Genomic DNA, 20,609 nt, shown 5'->3' with positions numbered 1-20,609 from the left:
CACGATGGATATCCAGACTCTCCGCGGGCTGGGAACCATCCTGGTGTTCGTCGCCTTCATCGGCGTCGTCCTCTGGGCCTACAACGGCAAGCGCAAGAGCAGCTTCGACGAAGCTGCCAACTTGCCCTTCGCTGATGACAAGCCGGCGGACACCAAGCGCGACGACGAAGCTTCTAGGAGTAAGAGCGAATGACCACGTTCTGGAGTTGGTACGTAACCCTCCTGACCAGCGCCACCCTGGTGGCACTGGCGGTGCTGATCTTTGCCACCCGCAAGGGCCAGCGCCAGGAAACCACCGAAGAAACCCTCGGCCATGCCTTCGACGGCATCGAGGAATACGACAACCCGCTGCCCAAGTGGTGGTTCATGCTGTTCGTCGGCACCCTCGTGTTCGCCGTCGGCTACCTGGTCCTGTACCCGGGCATGGGCAACTGGAAAGGCATCTTCCCCGGCTATAACGAAGTGGCCGAAGGCAAGCCCTTCGCCAACGGCGAAAGCGGCTGGACCGGTGTCCACCAGTGGGAAAAGGAAATGGACAAGGCCGATCAGCAATACGGCCCGCTGTTCAAGAAATACGCCGCCATGCCCATCGAGGAAGTGGCCAAGGACGAGAAAGCCCTGAAAATGGGTGGTCGTCTCTTCGCCTCCAACTGCTCGGTGTGCCACGGCTCCGACGCCAAGGGCTCCTACGGCTTCCCGAACCTGACCGACGCCGACTGGCGCTGGGGCGGTGAGGCCGAGACCATCAAGACCACCATCCTCGGCGGCCGTCACGGCGTGATGCCGGCCTGGGGCGAAGTGATCGGCGAGCAAGGCGTTCGTGACGTCGCTGCCTTCGTGCGCCAGACCCTGGATGGTCGCGACCTGCCGAAGGACGCCAACGCCAACCCGGAAAACGGCAAAGCCATCTTTGCCGCCAACTGCGTGGCCTGCCACGGTCCGGAAGGCAAGGGCACCCCGGCCATGGGCGCTCCGAACCTGACCCACCCCAACGCGTTCATCTACGGCAGCAGCTTTGCCCAACTGCAGCAGACCATCCGCTATGGTCGCCAGGGCATGATGCCGGCGCAGGAAGAACACCTGGGTAACGACAAGGTCCACCTGCTGGCCGCCTACGTGTACAGTCTCTCCCACAAGGGTGCGACCGAAGCCGAAGGCAAATAAGCAGTACCTATGCCCGCCATGCGCGACGCACTGTCGCACATGGCGGGCAGCTATCAGGCGTACCATATGTGATGTGGCACTAAGATCCCGTTCGGCAAGCACTGATCGGGGCAAGCCAAACAGCCGTGGTACGAGATAGATGAGCGAACAGATCCCCGTCCAGAACATTACCCCTCCCCCGGCAAAAGGCGGTCAAAGCACCGACCTCTACGCCAGCCGCGAAAAGATCTACACCCGAGCCTTCACCGGCCTCTTCCGCAACCTGCGAATGGCAGGGGGCGCCTTCCTCTTCCTGCTCTACTTCGGCACCGTCTGGCTGACCTGGAACGACCGACAGGCCGTCTGGTGGAACCTGCCGGAACGCAAGTTCTACATCTTCGGCGCCACCTTCTGGCCCCAGGACTTCGTTCTCCTGTCCTGGCTGCTGATCATCTGCGCCTTTGGCCTGTTCTTCATCACCGTGTTCGCCGGCCGTGTCTGGTGCGGCTACACCTGCCCGCAGAGCGTGTGGACCTGGATCTTCATGTGGTGCGAGAAAGTCACCGAGGGTGACCGCAACCAGCGCATGAAGCTCGACAAGGCCCCCGCCAGCGCCAACAAATTCCTGCGCAAGTCGGCCAAGCACAGCCTTTGGCTGCTGATCGGCTTCGTCACCGGCCTGACCTTCGTCGGCTACTTCACCCCCATCCGCGACCTGATGACCGACCTCTTCACCGGCAACGCGGACGGCTGGGCCTACTTCTGGGTCGGCTTCTTCACCCTGGCCACCTACGGCAACGCCGGGTGGTTGCGCGAACAGGTGTGCATCTACATGTGCCCCTACGCCCGCTTCCAGAGCGTGATGTTCGACAAGGACACCCTGATCGTTTCCTACGACCCGCGTCGCGGCGAATCCCGCGGTCCGCGCAAGAAGAACGTCGACTACAAGGCCCAGGGCCTGGGCGACTGCATCGACTGCACCATGTGCGTGCAGGTCTGCCCCACCGGCATCGACATCCGTGACGGCCTGCAGATCGAGTGCATCGGCTGCGCCGCCTGCATCGACGCCTGCGACAGCATCATGGAGAAGATGAACTATCCCAAGGGGCTGATCAGCTACACCACTGAACACAACCTGAACGGCCAGCAGACGCACCTACTGCGCCCCCGCCTGATCGGTTACGCTGCCGCCCTCGTCGCGATGATCAGCCTGTTCGGCTATGCCGTCAGCGCCCGTTCCCTGGTGGAACTGGACGTCATCAAGGACCGGGTGCTCTATCGCGAAAACGAGCAAGGCCGCATCGAGAACGTCTACACCCTGAAGATCATGAACAAGGCCCAGAAGGACATCGACTTCGTACTCGAAGCCGACGGCCTGGATGGCCTGGTCTACGAGGGCAAGCGCGAGGTGCGTGCCGAGGCAGGCGAAGTCCTGTCCGTACCGGTGGAACTGTCCATCGACCCGGACAAGCTGCCGTCCAGCACCAACACCATCGTCTTCCGCGTCCGTGCGGTGGATGACGCCAGCATCGAGAACGACGCCGACAGCCGCTTCATCGGCCCCAGCGTCCGCTAGAACGGGAATACCATGCAGTCCGAAGCCCCAAGCCCCTGGTACAAGCAACCCTGGCCGTGGTTCATCCTCGGCATCCTCGGCACCTCCGTGGTGCTGGGAACCACCATGCTGGTAGTCGCCATCAAGAACCCGCCGAGCCTTGTGGCAGACAACTACTACGAGGTCGGCAAGGGCATCAACACCTCCCTGGAGCGCGAGAACCTGGCCCAAAGCCTGGGCATGCGTGCCGAGGTCCGCTTCGACAACGGTAGCGGCGAGGTCGAGGTCCGCCTCGATGGCAAGAGCCAGCCCCAGCACCTGGTGCTCAGCCTCCTCTCCCCTACCCAGCCCGAGAAGGATCGCCGCGTCGTGCTCCAACCCAAGGCACCCGGTCTCTACACCGGGCACCTGGAAGACGACGTTGGCGGCCGCCGCTTCGTCGAGCTGATCGGTCAGGAAGACGGCCAGGACTGGCGCCTCTTCGAAGAGGAAAACCTTGAGGCGGGTGGCGTAACCCAGCTCGGCGAATAAGCCCCGCCCATGCCCGCCCCACTCAACTGCTACCACTGCGGCTTGCCGGTTCCCGCCGGCAGCCCCTACGAGGCCCTCGTGCTGGGAGAGACGAGGGCCATGTGCTGTCCAGGGTGCCAGGCCGTGGCCGAAGCCATCGTCGCCGGCGGTCTGGAAAGCTACTACCGCCATCGCAGCGAGACTGCCGCCAACCCCGATGCCCTTCCCGGTGCCCTGCCGGACGAGTTGGCCCTGTTTGACCGCGCGGATGTCCAGCGGCCCTTCGTCCAGCACGAAGGCGAACTCAGCGAGACCAGCCTGCTCATCGAAGGCATCAGTTGCGCCGCCTGCGGCTGGTTGATCGAGAAGCACCTGCGGGGCCTCCCAGGCGTTGCCGAGGCGCGCCTCAACCTGTCCAACCACCGGCTCCAGATGCGCTGGGCCGATAGCCAGATCCCCCTCAGCAGCCTGCTCAAGGAGCTGCGCCGCATCGGCTATGCCGGCCACCCCTACAAGGCCGACGAAGCAGCCGAGCGACTCGCCACCGAGAACCGCCGCGCCATGCGCCAGCTGGGCGTCGCCGGCCTGCTGTGGATGCAGGTGATGATGGCTGCGATGGCCACCTGGCCCGAATTCAACATCGACCTGACGCCGGAGCTGGACAAGATCCTGCGCTGGGTCAGCCTGTTCCTCACCACGCCCATCGTCTTCTACTGCTGCGGCCAGTTTTTCCGCGGCGCGCTCAGGGACCTGCGCACCCGCCACCTGAGCATGGACGTCTCCGTGTCCCTCGCCATCGGCGGCGCCTACGTGGCCGGCATCTGGTCGACGGTCACCGGCACGGGCGAGCTGTACTACGACGCCGTGGGCATGTTCGCCCTCTTCCTCCTGGCCGGCCGCTACCTCGAACGCCGTGCCCGCGAGCGAACGGCCGCCGCCACCGCCCAACTGGTCAACCTGCTGCCCGCCTCCTGCCTGCGGCTGGATGACACCGGACAAGGCCAGCGCATCCTCCTCGACGAGTTGAAGCTGGGCGACCGCGTCCTGGTGCCTCCGGGCGCCCTGATGCCGGCCGACGGCGTGATCCTGGAGGGCCGCTCCAGCGTCGACGAATCCCTCCTCACCGGCGAGTACCTGCCCCTGCCGCGCAACCCGGGCGATGCTGTCACCGCCGGCACGCTCAACGTCGAAGGGCCGCTGACCCTTGAGGTCCAGGCCCTGGGCGACAAGACCCGGCTGTCCGCCATCGTGCGCCTGCTGGAACGCGCCCAGGCCGACAAGCCGCGCCTCGCCGAACTGGCGGACAAGGTCGCCCAGTGGTTCCTCATCTTCGTCCTGCTGGCGGCCGCCGTGGTCGGGCTGATCTGGTGGGAAATCGACGCCTCCCGCGCCTTCTGGGTCGTGCTGTCGCTGCTGGTCGCCACCTGCCCCTGCGCCCTGGCCCTGGCCACACCCACCGCCCTCACCACCGCCACCGGCAGCCTGCACAAGCTCGGGCTCCTGCTGACCCGGGGCCATGTGCTGGAAGGGCTGAATCACATCGACACCGTGATCTTCGACAAGACCGGCACCCTCACCGAGGGCCGGCTGACCCTGAGCGCCATCCACCCCCTCGCGAGCCTGGACGGCGACGCCTGCCTGGCCCTGGCCGCTGCACTCGAGAACCGCTCCGAACACCCCATCGCCCGCGCCTTCGGCCGTGCGCCGGTGGCCGCCGACGAAGTGCGCAGCATCCCCGGCAAGGGGCTTGAAGGCCTCGTGGAAGGGCGCCGCCTGCGCATTGGCCAGGCCGACTTCGTCGCCGAACTCGGTGGCTGGGCAGCGCCCGCCATTCCCGGCCAGCAGGGTCAGTGGCTGCTGCTGGGTGATGACAATGGGCCGCTGGCCTGGCTGGTGCTGGATGATCGCCTGCGCGAAGACGCCCCGCTGCTGGTGGAGGCCTGCAAGGCCAAAGGCTGGCGGATCATGCTGCTGTCCGGCGACAGCTCGCCGATGGTCGACGAGATCGCCCGCCAGCTCGGCATCGACGATGCACGCGGTGGTCTCAGCCCGGACGCCAAGCTGGCCGTGCTGCGGGACCTGCACCAGCAAGGCCGGCGTGTGCTGATGCTGGGCGACGGCGTCAACGACGTCCCCGTCCTCGCCGGTGCCGACATCAGCGTCGCCATGGGCAGCGCCACCGACCTGGCCAAGACCAGCGCGGATGCGGTGCTGCTCTCGAACCGGCTGGAAAGCCTGGTCCAGGCGCTTTCGGTCGCCTCGCGCACCCGCCACATCATCATCCAGAACCTGGCCTGGGCGACGCTGTACAATGGCAGCGTCCTGCCATTTGCCGCGCTGGGCTGGGTCACCCCGCTCTGGGCCGCCTTCGGCATGTCGGTCAGCTCACTGCTGGTCGTGATCAACGCCCTTCGGCTGGCACGCACCTAGCGGCCAGCCCGGCATCCTCCGCCTGCCCTGACAACGAGACTCCCGATGCCTGCGCTCTACATCCTCATTCCCGTCGCCATCGGCCTGGTGGGCTTCGCCATCTGGCTGTTCTTCTGGGCAGTGGACAGCGGCCAGTACGACGACCTCGACGGCCCCGCCCACAGCATCCTCTTCGATGATGAAGACCCCAGCCACAAGGCTGGCATCGCCGAGGCGGACGAAACCGAGAACGGCGAGCAGGACAAGGACCGCAACGGTGCCTGAACTCGCCCCACAACTGGTGTCGGCACTGATTCTCGGCCTGCTGGGCGGTGGTCACTGCATCGGCATGTGCGGGGGCCTGATGGGTGCGCTGACCCTGGCCATCCCGCCGGAGCAGCGCGCCCGCCGCCTGCGCCTGCTGCTGGCCTACAACCTCGGACGCATTCTCAGCTACGCCACAGCCGGCCTGCTCATCGGCCTGGCCGGCTGGGCCGTGGCCAACAGCCCGGCAGCAATGGCAATGCGCGTGGTGGCCGGCCTGCTGCTGGTGTGCATGGGCCTCTACCTGGCCGGCTGGTGGAGCGGCCTGACCCGCATCGAAGCACTGGGGCGCGGCCTCTGGCGCCACATCCAGCCCGTGGCGAGCCGCCTGCTGCCGGTCTCCACGCTGCCCCGCGCCCTGCTGCTCGGCGCGCTCTGGGGCTGGCTGCCGTGCGGCCTGGTCTACAGCACCCTGCTCTGGTCCGCTAGCCAGGGTTCAGCCAGCGACAGCGTGCTGCTCATGCTCGCCTTCGGCCTCGGCACCTGGCCGGTGCTGCTGGCAACGGGCCTGGCCGCTGAACGCCTGACCGCCCTGCTGCGCAAGCGCGGTATCCGCATCGCCGGCGGCGTGCTGGTGATGCTGTTCGGTATCTGGACGCTTCCCGGCCCGCACCAGCACTGGTTGATGGGGCACTAAGCCCTCCTGTAGAACCGCTCAACCCCATGCGGCGGGGCTCTGCGACAGCATGACTCAGATCAACAAGCCATGGCCGGGCGGCACCTAGACTCGCGCCACTGACTGCTGATCCTGGATTGCCCGCATGCTCGACGATATCCGCTGGGACTCCGGCCTGATCCGCCGCTACGACGCGGCAGGCCCCCGCTACACCTCCTACCCCACAGCCGTGCAATTCAACGATCGCATCGGCTCCTTCGACCTGCTGCACGCCCTGCGCGACAGCCGCAAGGCGCAGCGCCCGCTGTCGCTCTACGTCCACGTCCCGTTCTGCGCGAACATCTGCTACTACTGCGCCTGCAACAAGGTCATCACCAAGGACCGTGGCCGCGCCCTCCCCTACCTGGAGAAGCTCGAGCGCGAGATCGAACTCATCGCCTGCCACCTCGACCCGCAGCAACGGGTGGAACAACTGCACTTCGGCGGCGGCACCCCCACCTTCCTCAGCCATGACGAGCTGCGCCGCCTGATGGGCCACCTGCGCAAGCACTTCAACCTGCTGGACGACGACTCGGGTGACTACGGCATCGAGATCGACCCGCGCGAAGCCGACTGGTCCACCATGGGCCTGCTGCGTGAGCTGGGCTTCAACCGCGTCAGCCTGGGCGTGCAGGACCTCGATCCGTCCGTTCAGCTCGCGGTGAACCGCCTGCAGAGCCTGTCCGAGACGCGCGGCATCATCGAAGCGGCCCGGACCCTGCAGTTCCGCTCGGTGAACATCGACCTGATCTACGGCCTGCCGCGACAGACTCCGGAGAGCTTCGCCCGTACCGTCGCAGAGGTGATTGCGCTGCAACCCGACCGCCTCTCGGTCTTCAACTACGCCCACCTGCCGGAACGCTTCATGCCCCAGCGGCGCATCCGCAGCGAAGAGCTGCCCAGCCCGGCCCACAAGCTGGAAATGCTCCAGGGCAGCATCGAGCAGCTGACCCGGGCCGGCTACCGCTACATCGGCATGGACCACTTCGCCCTGCCCGACGACGAGCTCTCCATCGCACAGGAGGACGGTCGCCTGCAACGCAATTTCCAGGGCTACACCACCCATGGCCACTGCGACCTCATCGGCCTGGGCGTCTCCGCCATCAGCCAGGTCGGCGATCTGTACTGCCAGAACGACAGCAACCTCAACACCTATCAGGAAACCCTCGGCGCTGATCAACTGGCCACTCGCCGGGGCCTGTCATGCAATGAGGACGACCGCATCCGCCGCGCCGTGATCCAGCAGCTGATCTGCGAGTTCGAGCTGGATTTCGAGATGATCGAATCGCGATACAACATCGAGTTCAGGGGGTACTTCGACGCCGTGTGGCCCCAGCTCGAAGCCATGGCGCGGGACGGGCTGATCAGCCTCACCGATCGCCGCATCGACATCCAGCCCACCGGCCGACTGCTGGTGCGCTCGGTGTGCATGCTGTTCGACCACTACCTCACCCCGGAAACCACCCAGCGTTTCTCCCGGGTGATCTGAAGAAACCCGCCCCGAACGGGGCGGGCCTTTGGCTCATTTCATGGCCAGGCTCATCGCCTTGATAGACTGCTCATCGCTGAGCTTCGACTCCTTCATCGCCTTGCGCAGGTTGACCAGCGCCGTGGTCAGCGCGGAGTTAAGGCTGGCCAGCTCCCCTTGCAACTGCTGCTGACGCAGCTTGCGGGTTTCCTCATCCAGGCTGCTGTCCATCGCCACCTCCTGCAGCTCCTTCTTCTTCTCCTCCACCTGCTCCCGCAAGCGGCGGATCATCTTCAGGATCTGCTTGATGGAATCCGGCAGGCCACTCTCATCGATGTCATCGTCCTTGCTCGCCTCTTCGGAACGCGCCACTCCTTCCTTGGAGAGGCTTACCTTCACACCTGGCTGCTCGGAAGCAGTGGCACTACCGGCTGCCTTGGCCTCTTCCGCCTGGGCTGCTTGGGCCGGCTCATCCGCAACCCCGGCCTTGGCGCTACGGAGCGCCGTGGCATGCTGGCTGGAGAAGGGCCAGCCGGAAATGTCGATCCTCATGACATGCACTCCCTCGTAATCACGCCAGGTTTTCGGCACTGCACGGATGAACTTGAGTCGTTTCGCAGGAGGCGTTTTTCTGGCCCTCGGCCCCCGGCCTGCGTTACCCTTACGCCTTCTACGTGTTTGCCATGAAGGAAACCTGGATGTCCGAGATCATCAAGGCGCGCAACCTGCCCCAGGCCCACTGCAAGGACTGCAGCCTCGCCGCCCTGTGCCTGCCCCTTTCGCTGAACATGGAGGACATGGACTCGCTCGACGAAATCGTCAAGCGTGGCCGCCCCCTGAAGAAAGGCGACTTCCTGTTCCGCCAGGGCGACACCTTCGAGTCGGTATTCGCCGTGCGCTCCGGCGCCCTGAAGACCTTCGGCCTGACCGACTCGGGTGAAGAGCAGATCACCGGCTTCCACCTGCCCAGCGAACTGGTCGGCCTGTCCGGCATGGACACCGAGCTGTACCCGGTTTCCGCCCAGGCGCTGGAAACCACCTCGGTCTGCGAGATCCCCTTCGAGCGCCTCGACGAGCTGTCCGTCCAGCTGCCGCAACTGCGCCGCCAGCTGATGCGCGTGATGAGCCGCGAGATCCGCGACGACCAGCAGATGATGCTACTGCTCTCCAAGAAGACCGCCGACGAGCGCATCGCCACCTTCCTGGTCAACCTGTCCGCCCGCTTCCGCGCCCGTGGTTTCTCGGCCAACCAGTTCCGCCTGGCCATGTCGCGCAACGAGATCGGCAACTACCTCGGCCTGGCGGTTGAGACCGTCTCCCGCGTGTTCACCCGCTTCCAGCAAGGCAACCTGATCGCCGCCGAAGGCAAGGAAGTCCACATCCTCGACCCCATCGAGCTCTGCGCCCTCGCCGGCGGCAGCATCGAAGGCTGATCCACCGTGCCGGCGCCCGCCGGCACGTTCTTCCTCTCCCCTCCTCCAGCAGGCTGTTGCGATGAACTTCGACGCCCTCGATATCAAGACCCTGATCCGTCCCGTGATCGACTTCCCCAAGCCCGGCGTGGTGTTCCGCGACATCACCCCGCTCTTCCAGTCCCCGCGCGGCCTGCGCCTGGTGGTGGACAGCTTCGTCCAGCGTTACGTGGAGGCGGACTTCAGCCACATCGGCGCCATGGACGCCCGGGGCTTCCTGATCGGCTCGATCGTCGCCTACGCCCTGAACAAGCCCCTGGTGCTGTTCCGCAAGCAGGGCAAGCTGCCGGCCGACGTGCTCGCCGAGGGCTACCAGACCGAATACGGCGAAGCCTTCCTCGAAGTGCACGCCGACAGCCTGTGCGACGGCGACAAGGTCCTGATCTTCGATGACCTGATCGCCACCGGCGGCACCCTGCTCGCCGCCGCCAGCCTGGTACGCCGCATGGGCGCCAGGGTGGTCGAGGCCGCCGCCATCATCGACCTGCCGGAACTGGGCGGCTCCGAGCGCCTGCAGGACGCCGGCATTCCCACCTTCGCCCTCACCGCCTTCCGCCTCGACGAAAAGTAATCGCCCTCCGGGCCGTCCTCGCGCGGCCCGTCTTCCCACCTCCGCATCCCCTCCCCTACGCCTCAGCCCATCACGACCCGCCGAAAGTTGGTCCGCGCCAGCGGGCAAAACCTGCGTTAATCCTCAACAGTTACATCGATCAATGACACAGTCGAACGTGTCACCCAAAGCCAGACAACAACATGGGACGGCTCCCAATCGAGAGGATCCACGCATGACCACCGCAACCGCCAACCTGCCCAAGGCCAACTTCCCCGTCCGCCGCATGGACTTCAGCTTCGCCAGGACCCAGAAGTACTGGTGGAGCGGTGATCCCTTCATGAGCCACTTCATGAACAACCTGTCCTCGCTGTTCCCCTATGGCGAGAAGTTCTTCGTCGACAGCGTGCGCGCCGTCCGCGACCAGATCAGCGACCCGCAGCTGCAGAAGGACATCAGCGCCTTCATCGGCCAGGAGGCCATGCATTCCAAGGAACATGCCACCTACAACGACTACGCCGCCGAGCACGGCATCGACCTGGAGCGCCTGGAGTTGCGCATCAAGGTGCTGCTCGAATGGGTCACCCGCTTCACCACCAAGAAGCATCGCCTCGCCATCACCTGCGCCCTGGAGCATTTCACCGCCACCATGGCCGAGCAGCTGCTGCGCCGCGAAGACCTCAGCACCCAGATGGACGACACCCGGATGTACCAGCTGTGGATGTGGCACGCCGTCGAAGAGAACGAACACAAGGCCGTGTGCTACGACGCCTACATGGCGGTCGGTGGCGGCTACTTCGAGCGCGTCATCACCATGGCACTCACCAGCGTGATGTTCATCGGCGTGATCGGCGCCTTCCAGTTCCACCTGCTGCGCAAGGACGGCCAACTGTTCAACCTGCGAAGCTGGGCCCGCGGCCTGAAGACCCTGTTCGGCCCGCGCACCGGCTACTTCCCGCGCATGATCAAGCCCTACCTGGACTACTACCGTCCTGGCTTCCACCCCTTCGACCACGAAACCAAGGCCCTGGAAAGCCGCTGGAAGGAACGCCTCGGCTTCACCGGCTGAGCCGCCGTCCGTCCATGAAAAAGCCCGGCATCGCCGGGCTTTTCCGTCTCAGCGCAAGCCACTCAGAGGCCCATCGCCTCCAGGCTCTGCAACACCGCTGCACCGGTGAACAAGTAGAGAATCTGCTCCTCCGCCTCCTGGCGAATCTCCGCCTGCCGCTCGGGCTCGCCGATGAAATCCAGGGACATCTGGAACAGGTTGCGACTGATCAGGCTGGACACCCGCCGCACTACCCCCTCGCTCACCTGGGCCGGCAGCAGGCGGAACTCGATGATGTCCTCGGCCATGTCCTCGGCGAACTCGTCCATCACCTGCCGCAGCGCCTCGCGCAGTACCGGCGAGGCACCGTGCAATTCGCGCACACCGATGATGAAGGCCTCGGCGTGCCCCGCCACGAAATCGAAGAACAGATCCACCGTCTCGTGACAGACCCGCCGCCCCCGCCCCATGTCGATGCCCAGCAACTGTGGCGATGCCGGCCCGCTCGCCTGCACCGCACGCTCCGCGGCCTCACGGCGCAGGTCGCGCAGGGGTTGGCGCAGCTCGCTGGAAATGCTGCGGATGATCGCCAGCCCCAGGTCATCCACGTCCTTGAAGTGGCGATAGAAGGTGTTGGGGTTGAGCCCCGCCTCGCGCGCCAGCTCGCGCAGGCCCAGGCTGCTCAGGCTGCGGCTCTGGGACGACAGCCGCAGCGCCGCCTCCATCAGCAGGCGCTTGCCGGGGGCGGGAGGGGTGCGATCCGGAGCCAGCTGCTCCTCATCGACCACTGAATCCATGTCTGGCCCTACCTTAGGTTGGTTGTCCGGGAATGGCTTGCTGGCGAGTATACAGATGTCTACATTGGTATACAGCTGTATACGCGAAAACAATCATAACAGGAGCCTCTCCATGAACGCGCCCGTCACGCCCACACCCCCCGCCCGTCACTGCAAGATCGCCATTATCGGCTCCGGCTTCTCCGGCCTCGGCATGGCCATCCGCCTCAAGCAGACCGGCGAGAACGACTTCCTCATGTTCGAGAAAGAGGCCGGCGTCGGCGGCACCTGGCGGGTCAACAACTACCCGGGCTGCGGTTGCGACGTGCAATCCCACCTCTACTCCTTCTCCTTCGAGCCGAACCCGGAATGGACGCGCATGTTCGCCAAGCAGGGCGAGATCAAGGCCTACCTGGAACGCTGCTGGGAGAAGTACCGCCTGCAGGACAAGACCCTGCTGGAAACCGAGATCAAGCGCCTGGCCTGGAGTGACGAGCAGGAGATCTGGCAGATCGAAGACGCTGCCGGCAACCACTACACCGCACAGTTCGTGGTGTCCGGCATGGGCGCCCTGTCCACCCCCTCCATTCCCCACCTGCCGGGCATGGAGAACTTCACCGGCAAGAGCTTCCACTCCCAGCAGTGGGACCACGACTACGACCTCACCGGCAAGCGTGTCGCCGTAATCGGCACCGGCGCCTCCGCCATCCAGTTCGTCCCGCAGATCCAGAAACAGGTCGCCCACCTCGACCTCTACCAGCGCACCGCCCCCTGGGTGATGCCCAAGCCGGACCGCGCCATCAGCGAGCGCGAGCGCAGCCGCTTCCGCAGCTTCCCCCTGGCGCAGAAGCTCTGGCGCGGCCTCATCTACACCGTGCTGGAAAGCCGCGTGGTCGGCTTCGCCCTGACCCCCAAGGTGATGAAGCTCGCCGAGCTGTATGCCAAGCACTACATCAAGCGCAAGATCAACGACCCCGCCCTGCGCGCCAAGGTCACGCCCGACTACACCATGGGCTGCAAGCGCGTGCTCATCTCCAACGACTACTACCCGGCCCTCAACCAGCCGAACGTCGACGTCATCACCGACGGCATCCAGGAGATCCGCGCCAACAGCATCGTCACCCGTGACGGCCAGGAGCGCGCCGTAGACGCCATCATCTACGGCACCGGCTTCACCCCCAGCGACCCGCTGCCACGCGGCGTAGTGTTCGGCCGGGGCGGCGTCGACCTGCTCGACACCTGGCCGCAAGGTCCGGAAGCCTACAAAGGCACCCTCACCGCCGGCTTCCCCAACCTGTTCTTCCTCATGGGCCCCAACACCGGCCTTGGCCACAACTCCATGGTCTACATGATCGAATCGCAGATTCACTACGTGCTCGGCGCCCTCGACCTGCTCAAGACCCGCCACCTGCAGAGCCTGGAGGTCAAGCGCGACGTCCAGGACCGCTTCAACGGCAAGCTCCAGGGCAGCCTCGGCAACACCGTGTGGAACGCCGGCGGCTGCATGAGCTGGTACATCCACCCGGTCAGCGGCCGCAACTGCACCGTCTGGCCCGGCTTCACCTGGCGCTTCCGCCTGCTGACCCGCAACTTCGACCCCGCCGCCTACCACTTCAGCCGGCAGCAGCCGGTCCACGCCGGCCAGGGCCCCCTGGCCTTCCAGAACGCCGCCCCGCAAGAGGTGACCGCATGAAGTCCTTCGAGAACAAAGTGGCCGCCATCACCGGCGCCGGCTCCGGCATCGGCCGCGCCCTGGCCTACGCCCTCGCCCACCAGGGCTGCCACCTGGCCCTGTCCGACGTGAATGTCGAAGGCCTGGCGGAAACCGCCGAGCAGGCCCGCAAGCTCGGCGTCACGGTCACCCACACCCTGGTCAACGTCGCCGACCGCGAAGCCATGCACGCCTGGGCCGACCAGGTGGTGCTCGACCACGGCCGCGTCAACCTGATCTTCAACAACGCCGGCGTCGCCCACGCCGGCACCGTCGAAGGCAGCGACTACGCCGAGTACGAATGGATCATGAACATCAACTTCTGGGGCGTGATGCACGGCACCAAGGCCTTCCTGCCGCACATCAAGGCCACCGGCGAAGGCCACGTGGTCAACGTCTCCAGCGTGTTCGGCCTGTTCGCCCAGCCGGGCATGAGCGCCTACAACGCCACCAAGTTTGCCGTGCGCGGCTTCACCGAAGCCTTGCGCCAGGAGCTGGACATGGAAGGCTGCGGCGTCTCCGCCAGCTGCGTGCACCCCGGCGGCATCAAGACCAACATCGCCAAGACCGCGCGCATGAACGCCAGCCTCGCCCGCGTCACCGGCCAGGAGGCCGACCAGGCCCGCAAGCAGTTCAACGACCAGCTGCTGCGCACCACCCCCGACAAGGCCGCCTCGGTGATCCTGCGCGGCGTGCTGCGCGACAGCCGACGCATCCTCATCGGCGCCGACGCCTGGGCCCTGGACGGCATGCAGCGCCTGCTGCCGACCCTCTACCAGCGCCTGGTCACCACCTCCATGCGCCTGGCCGCCCGCTTCGCCCCCAAGCCCCGCAACCGCGAGCGGGAGGCGCAGAACCTGGCTGACTGATGCCCCACGGCTGCCGGGGCAGCAATGCCCCGAACGCCAAGCGAGCACCCACAAAAAAGGGAGGCCCCAGGCCTCCCTTCTTCATTCACCGCACGCTCAGAGGGCGGCAATGGCAGCCGCGTAGTTCGGCTCGTCGGCGATCTCGGCGACCAGCTCGCTGTGCAGCACCTTGTCGTTCTCATCCAGCACCACCACGGCGCGGGCGGCGACGCCGGCCAGGGGGCCGCTGGAGATGGCCACGCCATAGTCCTTGAGGAACTGGGCGCCGCGCATGGTGGACAGGTTGATCACGTTCTCCAGACCTTCGGCACCGCAGAAGCGGCTCTGGGCGAACGGCAGGTCAGCGGAAATGCACAGCACCACGGTATTGGCCAGCTTGCTGGCTTCGGCGTTGAACTTGCGCACGGAGGTGGCGCAGGTCGGGGTGTCAACGCTCGGGAAGATGTTCAGCACCTTGCGCTTGCCGGCCAGGCTGGCCAGGGTCACGTCGGCCAGGTTGCTGCCAACCAGGCTGAACGCCGGCGCCTGGGCGCCCTTGGCCGGCAGTTGGCCGTCGACGGAAACCGGGTTGCCCTTGAGGGTTACTTGAGCCATTTGGATTGTCCTTCTTAGTGATGGGTTGTACGGCACAGCAAGTTGGAGGCCGCAGGATAATGAATTCCGACCGGCAAGTCAGACTTTCGATCACCCACGGCCATGGCGCAGACTCCCGCGCGGCTCAGGTGGCCTCGCGGAGCACATCCAGCAGCGGTTGCAGGGAGTAGCCCAGGCGCGGCGCCAGGACTTCGGCGCGGGCCCGGAGGGCCACCTGGTCGAGGCGCTGGTCCAGGTCAGCCGGGATGATCAGCACCACGTTGCCCTCCTTCACCGGGCACTCCCAGTAATGACGGTGGAACAGCCCGCGCAGCAGCGCCGCCCCCAGCGGGCGGCCATCGTCGCCGGCCCACTGGTTGATCACCAGCCAGCCGCCTGGGTTGAGGCGCTTCTGGCAGTCCTCCAGGAAGCGCCAGGCCAGGTGGCCGACGCCCGGGCCGGTGTCCGTGTAGAGGTCGACGAAGATCAGGTCGGCCGTCTCGGTCGTCGGCAGCAGCTCCAGGGCATCGCCGATCCGCACCGTCAGGCGCGGGTCGTCGTCCAGCCCCAGGTACTCCATGGCCAGGCGCGGCACGTCCGGGCGCAGCTCCACCACTTCCACGTCGTCCAGCGGCAGGAACTTCATGCACGCCTGGGTCAGGGTGCCGGCGCCCAGGCCGAGGAACAGCGCGCTCTCCGGCGCCTCGTGGCACAGCGCCCCCACCAGCATGGCGCGGGTGTAGTCGTACTCCAGCCAGCTGGGATCGGCGGTGAAGACACAGCTCTGCTCCACCGCCTCGCCGAATTCGAGGAAGCGGTAGTCACCCACTTCCAGTACCCGGATCACGCCGAAGGCATCGTGCACCTCGGCGAGCAATCGCTCCTCGCGCATCCCCTCTCCCCACGCCCCGTGACAATTCGCACCAGGGTCGCGCCACAACGGCGCCGTTTGCCATTGAAGCGAAGTGCACGCACCTCGCCATAATCCGTCCAGGCCAAGGCCCGGCAAAAAAGCCCGAGAAGAATACCAGCCAAGAGGTGCTTTCCCCATGTACGCCATCATCGGCGCCGGCCCCGCCGGCCTGAGCGCGGCCCGCCAGCTGCAACGCCACGGCATTCCCTTCGTCGGCTTCGAGCAGCACCAGGACGTCGGCGGGCTCTGGGACATCGAAAACCCCCACAGCACGCTCTACGAATCGGCGCACCTGATCTCCTCGAAGCGCACCACCGAGTTCAGCGAATTCCCCATGGCCGACGACGTGGCGCCCTACCCGCACCACCGCGAGATGCGCCGCTACTTCCACGACTACGCGCGGCACTTCGACCTGCATGGGCACTACCAGTTCGGCACCACGGTGGAACGCATCGAGCCCCAGGGAGAAGGCTGGCGCGTCTTCACCCGCCAGGCGGGCCAGGCACGGGAGTGGCGAGTGGACGGAGTGCTGATCGCCAGCGGCACGCTGCACACCCCCAACCAGCCGCCGCTGCCGGGCCACTTCGCCGGCGAGCAGCTGCATTCGGCGCAGTACCGCTCGGCAGCGGTATTCGAGGGCAAGCGCGTGCTGGTGATCGGCTGCGGCAACTCCGCCTGCGACATCGCCGTGGACGCGGTGCACCGCGCCTGCTCGGTGGACCTCTCGGTACGCCGGGGCTACTACTTCCTGCCCAAATTCCTGCTCGGCCGGCCCATCGACACCTTCGGCGGCGCAGTGAAGCTGCCGCGCCCGCTCAAGCAGCGCCTCGACGCCGCCCTGGTGCGCGCGCTGATCGGCAAACCCTCGGACTACGGCCTGCCCGACCCGGACTACCGGCTCTACGAGGCGCACCCGGTGGTGAACTCCCTGGTGCTGCACCACCTCGGCCATGGCGACATCCGTGCGCGCCCCGACGTGCAGGCGGTCGAAGGCCACGGCGTCACCTTCAGCGACGGCCAGCGGGGCGAATACGACCTCATCCTGCAAGCCACCGGCTACCGCCTGGACTACCCCTTCATCAGCCGCGACGCGCTGAACTGGGGCGAGGACGCCGACGCGCCGGCGCTGTACCTGAACATCTTCCATCCCCGGTACGACAACCTGTTCATGCTCGGCATGGTCGAGGCCTCCGGCCTGGGCTGGCAGGGCCGCGCGGAACAGGCCGAACTGGTGGCACTGTTCATCCGCCAGCGCCAGGCCGGCGCCGCCTCCGCCGAACACTTGGCCCGGACCAAGGCCGAGCGGGCCGGCCAGCGCGTGGACGGCGGCTACGCCTACCTGCCCCTGGCGCGCATGGCCTACTACGTACACAAGGACAGCTACCGTGCCGCCCTGCGCCAGCACATCGACGCCCTGCGCCGCGACCTGGCCGATGCCCCGCAAGGGCGACACGCACCGGCCTGATCGCGGGCCGGCGGGGCTTTCGGTTACCATTCGCCATCGCCCCGCCCGCCCCTTTCGAGCCCTCGATGAACGACACCTCGCGCCACGCCCCCTGGAGCCCGGACAGCTGGAGAACCCGGCCCATCCTGCAACAACCCGTCTACCCCGATGCCGCCCGCCTGGCCCAGGTCGAGCAGACCCTGGCCAGCTACCCGCCGCTGGTGTTCGCCGGCGAGGCCCGCGAACTGCGCCGGCAGTTCGCCGAGGTCACCGAAGGGCGCGCCTTCCTGCTGCAGGGTGGCGACTGCGCCGAGAGCTTCGCCGAGTTCTCCGCCGCGAAGATCCGCGACACCTTCAAGGTGCTGCTGCAGATGGCCATCGTCATGACCTTCGCCGCCGGCTGCCCGGTGGTGAAGGTGGGGCGCATGGCCGGCCAGTTCGCCAAGCCGCGCTCGGCCAATGACGAGACCATCGGTGGCGTCACCCTGCCCGCCTACCGGGGCGACATCGTCAACGGCATCGGCTTCGACGAAGCCAGCCGCATCCCCGACCCGGAACGCCTGCTGCAGGCCTACCACCAGTCCACCGCCAGCCTGAACCTGCTGCGTGCCTTCGCCCAGGGCGGCTTCGCCGATGTGCACCAGGTGCACCAGTGGAACCTCGACTTCATCGCCAACTCGGCGCTGACGGAGAAGTACAGCCAGCTCGCCGACCGCATCGACGAGACCCTTGCCTTCATGCGCGCCTGCGGCCTGGACAGCGCCCCGCAACTGCGCGAAGCGAGCTTCTTCACCGCCCACGAAGCACTGCTGCTGAACTACGAGCAGGCCTTCGTGCGCCGCGACAGCCTCACCGGCGGCTGGTACGACTGCTCCGCCCACATGCTCTGGATCGGCGACCGCACCCGCCAGCTGGACGGTGCCCACGTCGAGTTCCTGCGCGGCGTCGGCAACCCCATCGGCGTCAAGGTCGGCCCGAGCATGCCGAGCGAAGACCTGATCCGCCTGATCGACATCCTCAACCCGGACAACGACCCGGGCCGCCTCAACCTCATCGTGCGCATGGGCGCCGAGAAGGTCGGCGAGCACCTGCCGCGGCTGATCCGCACCGTGCAGGCCGAAGGCCGCAAGGTGCTGTGGAGCTCGGACCCGATGCACGGCAACACCATCAAGGCCTCCAGCGGCTACAAGACCCGCGACTTCGCCATCATCCTTTCCGAGGTCAAGCAGTTCTTCCAGGTGCACCAGGCCGAAGGCAGCCATGCCGGCGGCATCCACATCGAGATGACCGGGCAGAACGTCACCGAGTGCATCGGCGGCGCCCGCCCCATCACCGAGGACGGCCTCTCCGACCGCTACCACACCCACTGCGACCCGCGCCTGAACGCCGACCAGTCCCTGGAACTGGCCTTCCTCATCGCCGAGACGCTGAAGCAGATCAGGCGGTAACGGCTGGCAGTCACCCATGAAAAAGCCCGGCCTGAGCCGGGCTTTTTCACATCAGCGCCTCGTGCCGGCTCACGCCAGCTCGGCCACCACGGCGGCCAGGGCCTGGGCCGGGTCGGCGGCCTGGCTGATGGGGCGGCCGATCACCAGGTAGTCGGAGCCGGCGTCCAGCGCCTGGCGCGGAGTGAGGATGCGACGCTGGTCGTCCTGGGCACTGCCCGCCGGGCGGATGCCGGGGGTGACCAGTTGCAGCGACGGGTGCGCCGCCTTGAGGGCCGGTGCCTCCTGGGCCGAGCAGACCAGGCCGTCCATGCCGGCCTTCTGCGCCAGGGCCGCCAGGCGCAGCACCTGCTCCTGGGGCTCGATGTCCAGGCCGATGCCGGCCAGGTCCTCGCGCTCCATGCTGGTCAGCACGGTGACGCCGATCAGCAGCGGCTTGGGCCCATTGAACTTGTCCAGGGTCTCGCGGCAGGCCGCCATCATGCGCAGGCCGCCGGAGCAGTGCACGTTGACCATCCACACGCCCATCTCGGCAGCGGCCTTGACGGCCATGGCGGTGGTGTTGGGGATGTCGTGGAACTTGAGGTCGAGGAACACCTCGAAGCCGCGCTCGCGCAGGGTGGCGACGATGTCCGAAGCGCAGCTGGTGAACAGCTCCTTGCCCACCTTCACCCGGCACAGCGTCGGGTCGAGCTGGTCGGCCAGCTTCAACGCGGCTTCGCGGGTGGGGAAATCGAGGGCGACGATGATGGGCGTCTGGCAGGCGGACATGGGCGGGCTCTCTGGCAAGTCAAAACGGCGCGCATTGTAGCGGAAGCCCACGCGCGCCGCTGCCCCGGTGATCGCAGCCCGCTAGAGGTGGTCGAGGGCGAAGGCAGTCATGAAACCAGCCAGGGTGATCAGCCCGGTCCAGGCATGGGTGCTCTCGAAGGCTTCGGGAATCAGCGTATCCACCAGCATGCAGAGCACCGCACCAGCGGAGAACGCCAGGGCGAAGCCGAGCCAGACCGGCGGCAGGTCACTCATCAGCCCTGGCCCAGCCATGGCCGCCAGGCCCGACAGCAGCACGATGCTGCCCCACAGGCCGAACACGAACCCCGCGCCGCGCTGCTCCTCGCGCAGGCCGGCGGCACTGGCCAGGCCCTCCGGCAGGTTGGAGAGGAAGATCGCCACCAGCATCAGCAGGCTGACCTGCCCGCCATCCAGCAGGCCAAGCCCGAGGCCGAGGGATTCGGGAATGCCGTCGAGGAAGGCCCCCACCGCGATCAACAGCGCCGCCATGGAACTGGCACCGCCGCTGCGGGCACGATGATGCGCCTCCCAGCGGTCCAGCCACTGGCTCGCCAGGACGAACAGCACGCCCCCCGCCACCATCCCGCCCAGGGTCGCACCCAGCCCGCCCAGGCGTTCGGCCTCGGGAATCTGCCCGAAGCACAGGGCGGCGATGAGCACCCCGCTGCCATAGGCCATGATCGATGCCGTCACCTTCGGCGGCAGGGTCACCCAGTAGCCGATGGCGGCGCCCAGCAACAGGCTGCTGGCGGCGAGCCAGCCCCAGAAGCCGGCGAGCAGGGTGGTTGAAAGCTCCATGGATCATCCTTCTATCGGAGTGCGGTAACGCGTGAGGCGCCCATAACTACCCCATCCGTCGCAGGAAAGCAGCCCACGGCGGAATTGATTCGGCCTCGCGAGCGGCGCCTTTCGTATCAAGCCCGATACAAAGCCGACACGCCCAGGACACGCC

At 66.6% G+C, this 20,609-nt stretch carries 21 protein-coding genes; 15 read left to right on the top strand and 6 right to left on the bottom strand.

What is annotated here, in order from left to right:
• Positions 1 to 4 precede the first annotated feature (4 nt).
• The 8 genes from RTK35_RS19160 (at position 5) to hemN (ending at position 8,085) form a co-directional block, all read left to right on the top strand.
• Positions 5 to 193 carry a CcoQ/FixQ family Cbb3-type cytochrome c oxidase assembly chaperone gene (locus RTK35_RS19160; RefSeq protein WP_044400436.1) on the top strand — a complete coding sequence of 63 codons (189 nt, stop codon included), beginning with the start codon at positions 5 to 7 and terminating at the stop codon, positions 191 to 193.
• Positions 190 to 1,164 (top strand): cytochrome-c oxidase, cbb3-type subunit III, encoded by a 975-nt coding sequence (gene ccoP / locus RTK35_RS19155; protein WP_316908727.1) that lies wholly within the window; start codon positions 190 to 192, stop codon positions 1,162 to 1,164. Before RTK35_RS19160 ends, ccoP begins: the two co-directional genes overlap by 4 nt.
• A 139-nt stretch (positions 1,165 to 1,303) precedes the next feature.
• The gene (gene ccoG, locus RTK35_RS19150) at positions 1,304 to 2,719 is read left to right on the top strand and encodes a cytochrome c oxidase accessory protein CcoG (RefSeq protein ID WP_044400433.1); all 1,416 of its coding nucleotides are present in this window, start codon (positions 1,304 to 1,306) and stop codon (positions 2,717 to 2,719) included.
• A gap of 12 nt (positions 2,720 to 2,731) precedes the next feature.
• On the top strand, positions 2,732 to 3,229 hold the full coding sequence (locus RTK35_RS19145) for a FixH family protein (RefSeq protein WP_044400431.1): 498 nt from the start codon (positions 2,732 to 2,734) through the stop codon (positions 3,227 to 3,229).
• Between the two features lie 9 nt (positions 3,230 to 3,238).
• On the top strand, positions 3,239 to 5,638 hold the full coding sequence (locus tag RTK35_RS19140) for a heavy metal translocating P-type ATPase (protein WP_316908726.1): 2,400 nt from the start codon (positions 3,239 to 3,241) through the stop codon (positions 5,636 to 5,638).
• Positions 5,639 to 5,683: 45 nt separating this feature from the next.
• On the top strand, positions 5,684 to 5,902 hold the full coding sequence (gene ccoS, locus RTK35_RS19135; protein ID WP_236211021.1) for a cbb3-type cytochrome oxidase assembly protein CcoS: 219 nt from the start codon (positions 5,684 to 5,686) through the stop codon (positions 5,900 to 5,902).
• Positions 5,895 to 6,578: a sulfite exporter TauE/SafE family protein gene (locus RTK35_RS19130; protein ID WP_268192652.1), complete on the top strand. Its 684-nt coding sequence runs from the start codon at positions 5,895 to 5,897 to the stop codon at positions 6,576 to 6,578. Before ccoS ends, RTK35_RS19130 begins: the two co-directional genes overlap by 8 nt.
• A 124-nt stretch (positions 6,579 to 6,702) precedes the next feature.
• Positions 6,703 to 8,085 (top strand): oxygen-independent coproporphyrinogen III oxidase, encoded by a 1,383-nt coding sequence (hemN, locus tag RTK35_RS19125; RefSeq protein ID WP_044400420.1) that lies wholly within the window; start codon positions 6,703 to 6,705, stop codon positions 8,083 to 8,085.
• Positions 8,086 to 8,118: 33 nt separating this feature from the next.
• On the opposite strand, the gene RTK35_RS19120 is transcribed toward hemN, so the two are convergent.
• Positions 8,119 to 8,616, bottom strand: a complete 498-nt coding sequence (locus RTK35_RS19120) for a hypothetical protein (protein ID WP_160483176.1) — start codon at positions 8,614 to 8,616, stop codon at positions 8,119 to 8,121.
• A gap of 146 nt (positions 8,617 to 8,762) precedes the next feature.
• On the opposite strand from RTK35_RS19120, the gene fnr reads away from it, so the two are divergent.
• The 3 genes from fnr to RTK35_RS19105 all read left to right on the top strand — a co-directional run bounded on the left by fnr (position 8,763) and on the right by RTK35_RS19105 (position 11,155).
• Entirely contained in the window at positions 8,763 to 9,497 is a 735-nt protein-coding gene (gene fnr, locus RTK35_RS19115) for a fumarate/nitrate reduction transcriptional regulator Fnr (RefSeq protein WP_044400414.1), read from the top strand.
• 61 nt (positions 9,498 to 9,558) lie between these two features.
• Positions 9,559 to 10,107 carry an adenine phosphoribosyltransferase gene (locus tag RTK35_RS19110; protein ID WP_142008197.1) on the top strand — a complete coding sequence of 183 codons (549 nt, stop codon included), beginning with the start codon at positions 9,559 to 9,561 and terminating at the stop codon, positions 10,105 to 10,107.
• A 214-nt stretch (positions 10,108 to 10,321) separates the two neighbouring features.
• Complete coding sequence (locus tag RTK35_RS19105; protein WP_044400408.1) at positions 10,322 to 11,155, top strand: metal-dependent hydrolase; 834 nt, start codon at positions 10,322 to 10,324, stop codon at positions 11,153 to 11,155.
• A 62-nt stretch (positions 11,156 to 11,217) separates the two neighbouring features.
• Here the strand turns inward: RTK35_RS19105 and RTK35_RS19100 are convergent, their stop codons facing one another.
• Complete coding sequence (locus RTK35_RS19100; protein ID WP_139233557.1) at positions 11,218 to 11,931, bottom strand: TetR family transcriptional regulator; 714 nt, start codon at positions 11,929 to 11,931, stop codon at positions 11,218 to 11,220.
• 112 nt (positions 11,932 to 12,043) lie between these two features.
• Between RTK35_RS19100 and RTK35_RS19095 the strand changes: the two genes are divergently transcribed.
• Both RTK35_RS19095 and RTK35_RS19090 read left to right on the top strand, forming a co-directional pair.
• Complete coding sequence (locus RTK35_RS19095) at positions 12,044 to 13,603, top strand: NAD(P)/FAD-dependent oxidoreductase (RefSeq protein WP_316908725.1); 1,560 nt, start codon at positions 12,044 to 12,046, stop codon at positions 13,601 to 13,603.
• Entirely contained in the window at positions 13,600 to 14,490 is an 891-nt protein-coding gene (locus RTK35_RS19090) for an SDR family NAD(P)-dependent oxidoreductase (RefSeq protein ID WP_316908724.1), read from the top strand. The genes RTK35_RS19095 and RTK35_RS19090 overlap by 4 nt, the downstream gene beginning before the upstream one ends.
• Before the next feature lie 96 nt (positions 14,491 to 14,586).
• On the opposite strand, the gene tpx is transcribed toward RTK35_RS19090, so the two are convergent.
• Both tpx and RTK35_RS19080 read right to left on the bottom strand, forming a co-directional pair.
• On the bottom strand, positions 14,587 to 15,084 hold the full coding sequence (tpx, locus tag RTK35_RS19085; protein ID WP_044400399.1) for a thiol peroxidase: 498 nt from the start codon (positions 15,082 to 15,084) through the stop codon (positions 14,587 to 14,589).
• 124 nt (positions 15,085 to 15,208) lie between these two features.
• Positions 15,209 to 15,955: a spermidine synthase gene (locus RTK35_RS19080; protein WP_316908723.1), complete on the bottom strand. Its 747-nt coding sequence runs from the start codon at positions 15,953 to 15,955 to the stop codon at positions 15,209 to 15,211.
• A gap of 157 nt (positions 15,956 to 16,112) precedes the next feature.
• Here RTK35_RS19080 and RTK35_RS19075 point away from each other — a divergent pair, with 157 nt between their 5' ends.
• The gene (locus RTK35_RS19075) at positions 16,113 to 17,441 is read left to right on the top strand and encodes a flavin-containing monooxygenase (protein WP_316908722.1); all 1,329 of its coding nucleotides are present in this window, start codon (positions 16,113 to 16,115) and stop codon (positions 17,439 to 17,441) included.
• A gap of 65 nt (positions 17,442 to 17,506) precedes the next feature.
• Entirely contained in the window at positions 17,507 to 18,868 is a 1,362-nt protein-coding gene (locus RTK35_RS19070) for a class II 3-deoxy-7-phosphoheptulonate synthase (RefSeq protein ID WP_044400391.1), read from the top strand.
• A 69-nt stretch (positions 18,869 to 18,937) separates the two neighbouring features.
• On the opposite strand, the gene pyrF is transcribed toward RTK35_RS19070, so the two are convergent.
• Positions 18,938 to 19,636, bottom strand: coding sequence for an orotidine-5'-phosphate decarboxylase (gene pyrF / locus RTK35_RS19065; protein WP_074967722.1), 699 nt, complete (start codon positions 19,634 to 19,636; stop codon positions 18,938 to 18,940).
• Between the two features lie 81 nt (positions 19,637 to 19,717).
• A complete protein-coding gene (locus RTK35_RS19060; protein WP_074967720.1) occupies positions 19,718 to 20,455 on the bottom strand; it encodes a ZIP family metal transporter in 738 nt (245 codons plus the stop codon).
• Between the last annotated feature and the right edge of the window lie 154 nt (positions 20,456 to 20,609).

This window comes from Pseudomonas sp. zfem003, from assembly GCF_032621675.1.
Lineage (GTDB): Bacteria > Pseudomonadota > Gammaproteobacteria > Pseudomonadales > Pseudomonadaceae > Metapseudomonas > Metapseudomonas otitidis.
The sequence above is the reverse complement of the archived record's forward strand: the minus strand, read 5'-3'. Positions and strand labels throughout refer to the sequence as shown.

Coding starts and splice junctions, on each gene's coding strand:
- RTK35_RS19060 (WP_074967720.1), bottom strand. CDS start 20,455: ATGGAGCTTTCAACCACCCTGCTCGCCGGCTTCTGGGGCTGGCTCGCC.
- pyrF (WP_074967722.1), bottom strand. CDS start 19,636: ATGTCCGCCTGCCAGACGCCCATCATCGTCGCCCTCGATTTCCCCACC.
- RTK35_RS19095 (WP_316908725.1), top strand. CDS start 12,044: ATGAACGCGCCCGTCACGCCCACACCCCCCGCCCGTCACTGCAAGATC.
- RTK35_RS19070 (WP_044400391.1), top strand. CDS start 17,507: ATGAACGACACCTCGCGCCACGCCCCCTGGAGCCCGGACAGCTGGAGA.
- fnr (WP_044400414.1), top strand. CDS start 8,763: ATGTCCGAGATCATCAAGGCGCGCAACCTGCCCCAGGCCCACTGCAAG.
- RTK35_RS19140 (WP_316908726.1), top strand. CDS start 3,239: ATGCCCGCCCCACTCAACTGCTACCACTGCGGCTTGCCGGTTCCCGCC.
- RTK35_RS19145 (WP_044400431.1), top strand. CDS start 2,732: ATGCAGTCCGAAGCCCCAAGCCCCTGGTACAAGCAACCCTGGCCGTGG.
- RTK35_RS19090 (WP_316908724.1), top strand. CDS start 13,600: ATGAAGTCCTTCGAGAACAAAGTGGCCGCCATCACCGGCGCCGGCTCC.
- RTK35_RS19080 (WP_316908723.1), bottom strand. CDS start 15,955: ATGCGCGAGGAGCGATTGCTCGCCGAGGTGCACGATGCCTTCGGCGTG.
- ccoP (WP_316908727.1), top strand. CDS start 190: ATGACCACGTTCTGGAGTTGGTACGTAACCCTCCTGACCAGCGCCACC.
- hemN (WP_044400420.1), top strand. CDS start 6,703: ATGCTCGACGATATCCGCTGGGACTCCGGCCTGATCCGCCGCTACGAC.
- tpx (WP_044400399.1), bottom strand. CDS start 15,084: ATGGCTCAAGTAACCCTCAAGGGCAACCCGGTTTCCGTCGACGGCCAA.
- ccoG (WP_044400433.1), top strand. CDS start 1,304: ATGAGCGAACAGATCCCCGTCCAGAACATTACCCCTCCCCCGGCAAAA.
- ccoS (WP_236211021.1), top strand. CDS start 5,684: ATGCCTGCGCTCTACATCCTCATTCCCGTCGCCATCGGCCTGGTGGGC.
- RTK35_RS19075 (WP_316908722.1), top strand. CDS start 16,113: ATGTACGCCATCATCGGCGCCGGCCCCGCCGGCCTGAGCGCGGCCCGC.
- RTK35_RS19105 (WP_044400408.1), top strand. CDS start 10,322: ATGACCACCGCAACCGCCAACCTGCCCAAGGCCAACTTCCCCGTCCGC.
- RTK35_RS19110 (WP_142008197.1), top strand. CDS start 9,559: ATGAACTTCGACGCCCTCGATATCAAGACCCTGATCCGTCCCGTGATC.
- RTK35_RS19100 (WP_139233557.1), bottom strand. CDS start 11,931: ATGGATTCAGTGGTCGATGAGGAGCAGCTGGCTCCGGATCGCACCCCT.
- RTK35_RS19120 (WP_160483176.1), bottom strand. CDS start 8,616: ATGAGGATCGACATTTCCGGCTGGCCCTTCTCCAGCCAGCATGCCACG.
- RTK35_RS19160 (WP_044400436.1), top strand. CDS start 5: ATGGATATCCAGACTCTCCGCGGGCTGGGAACCATCCTGGTGTTCGTC.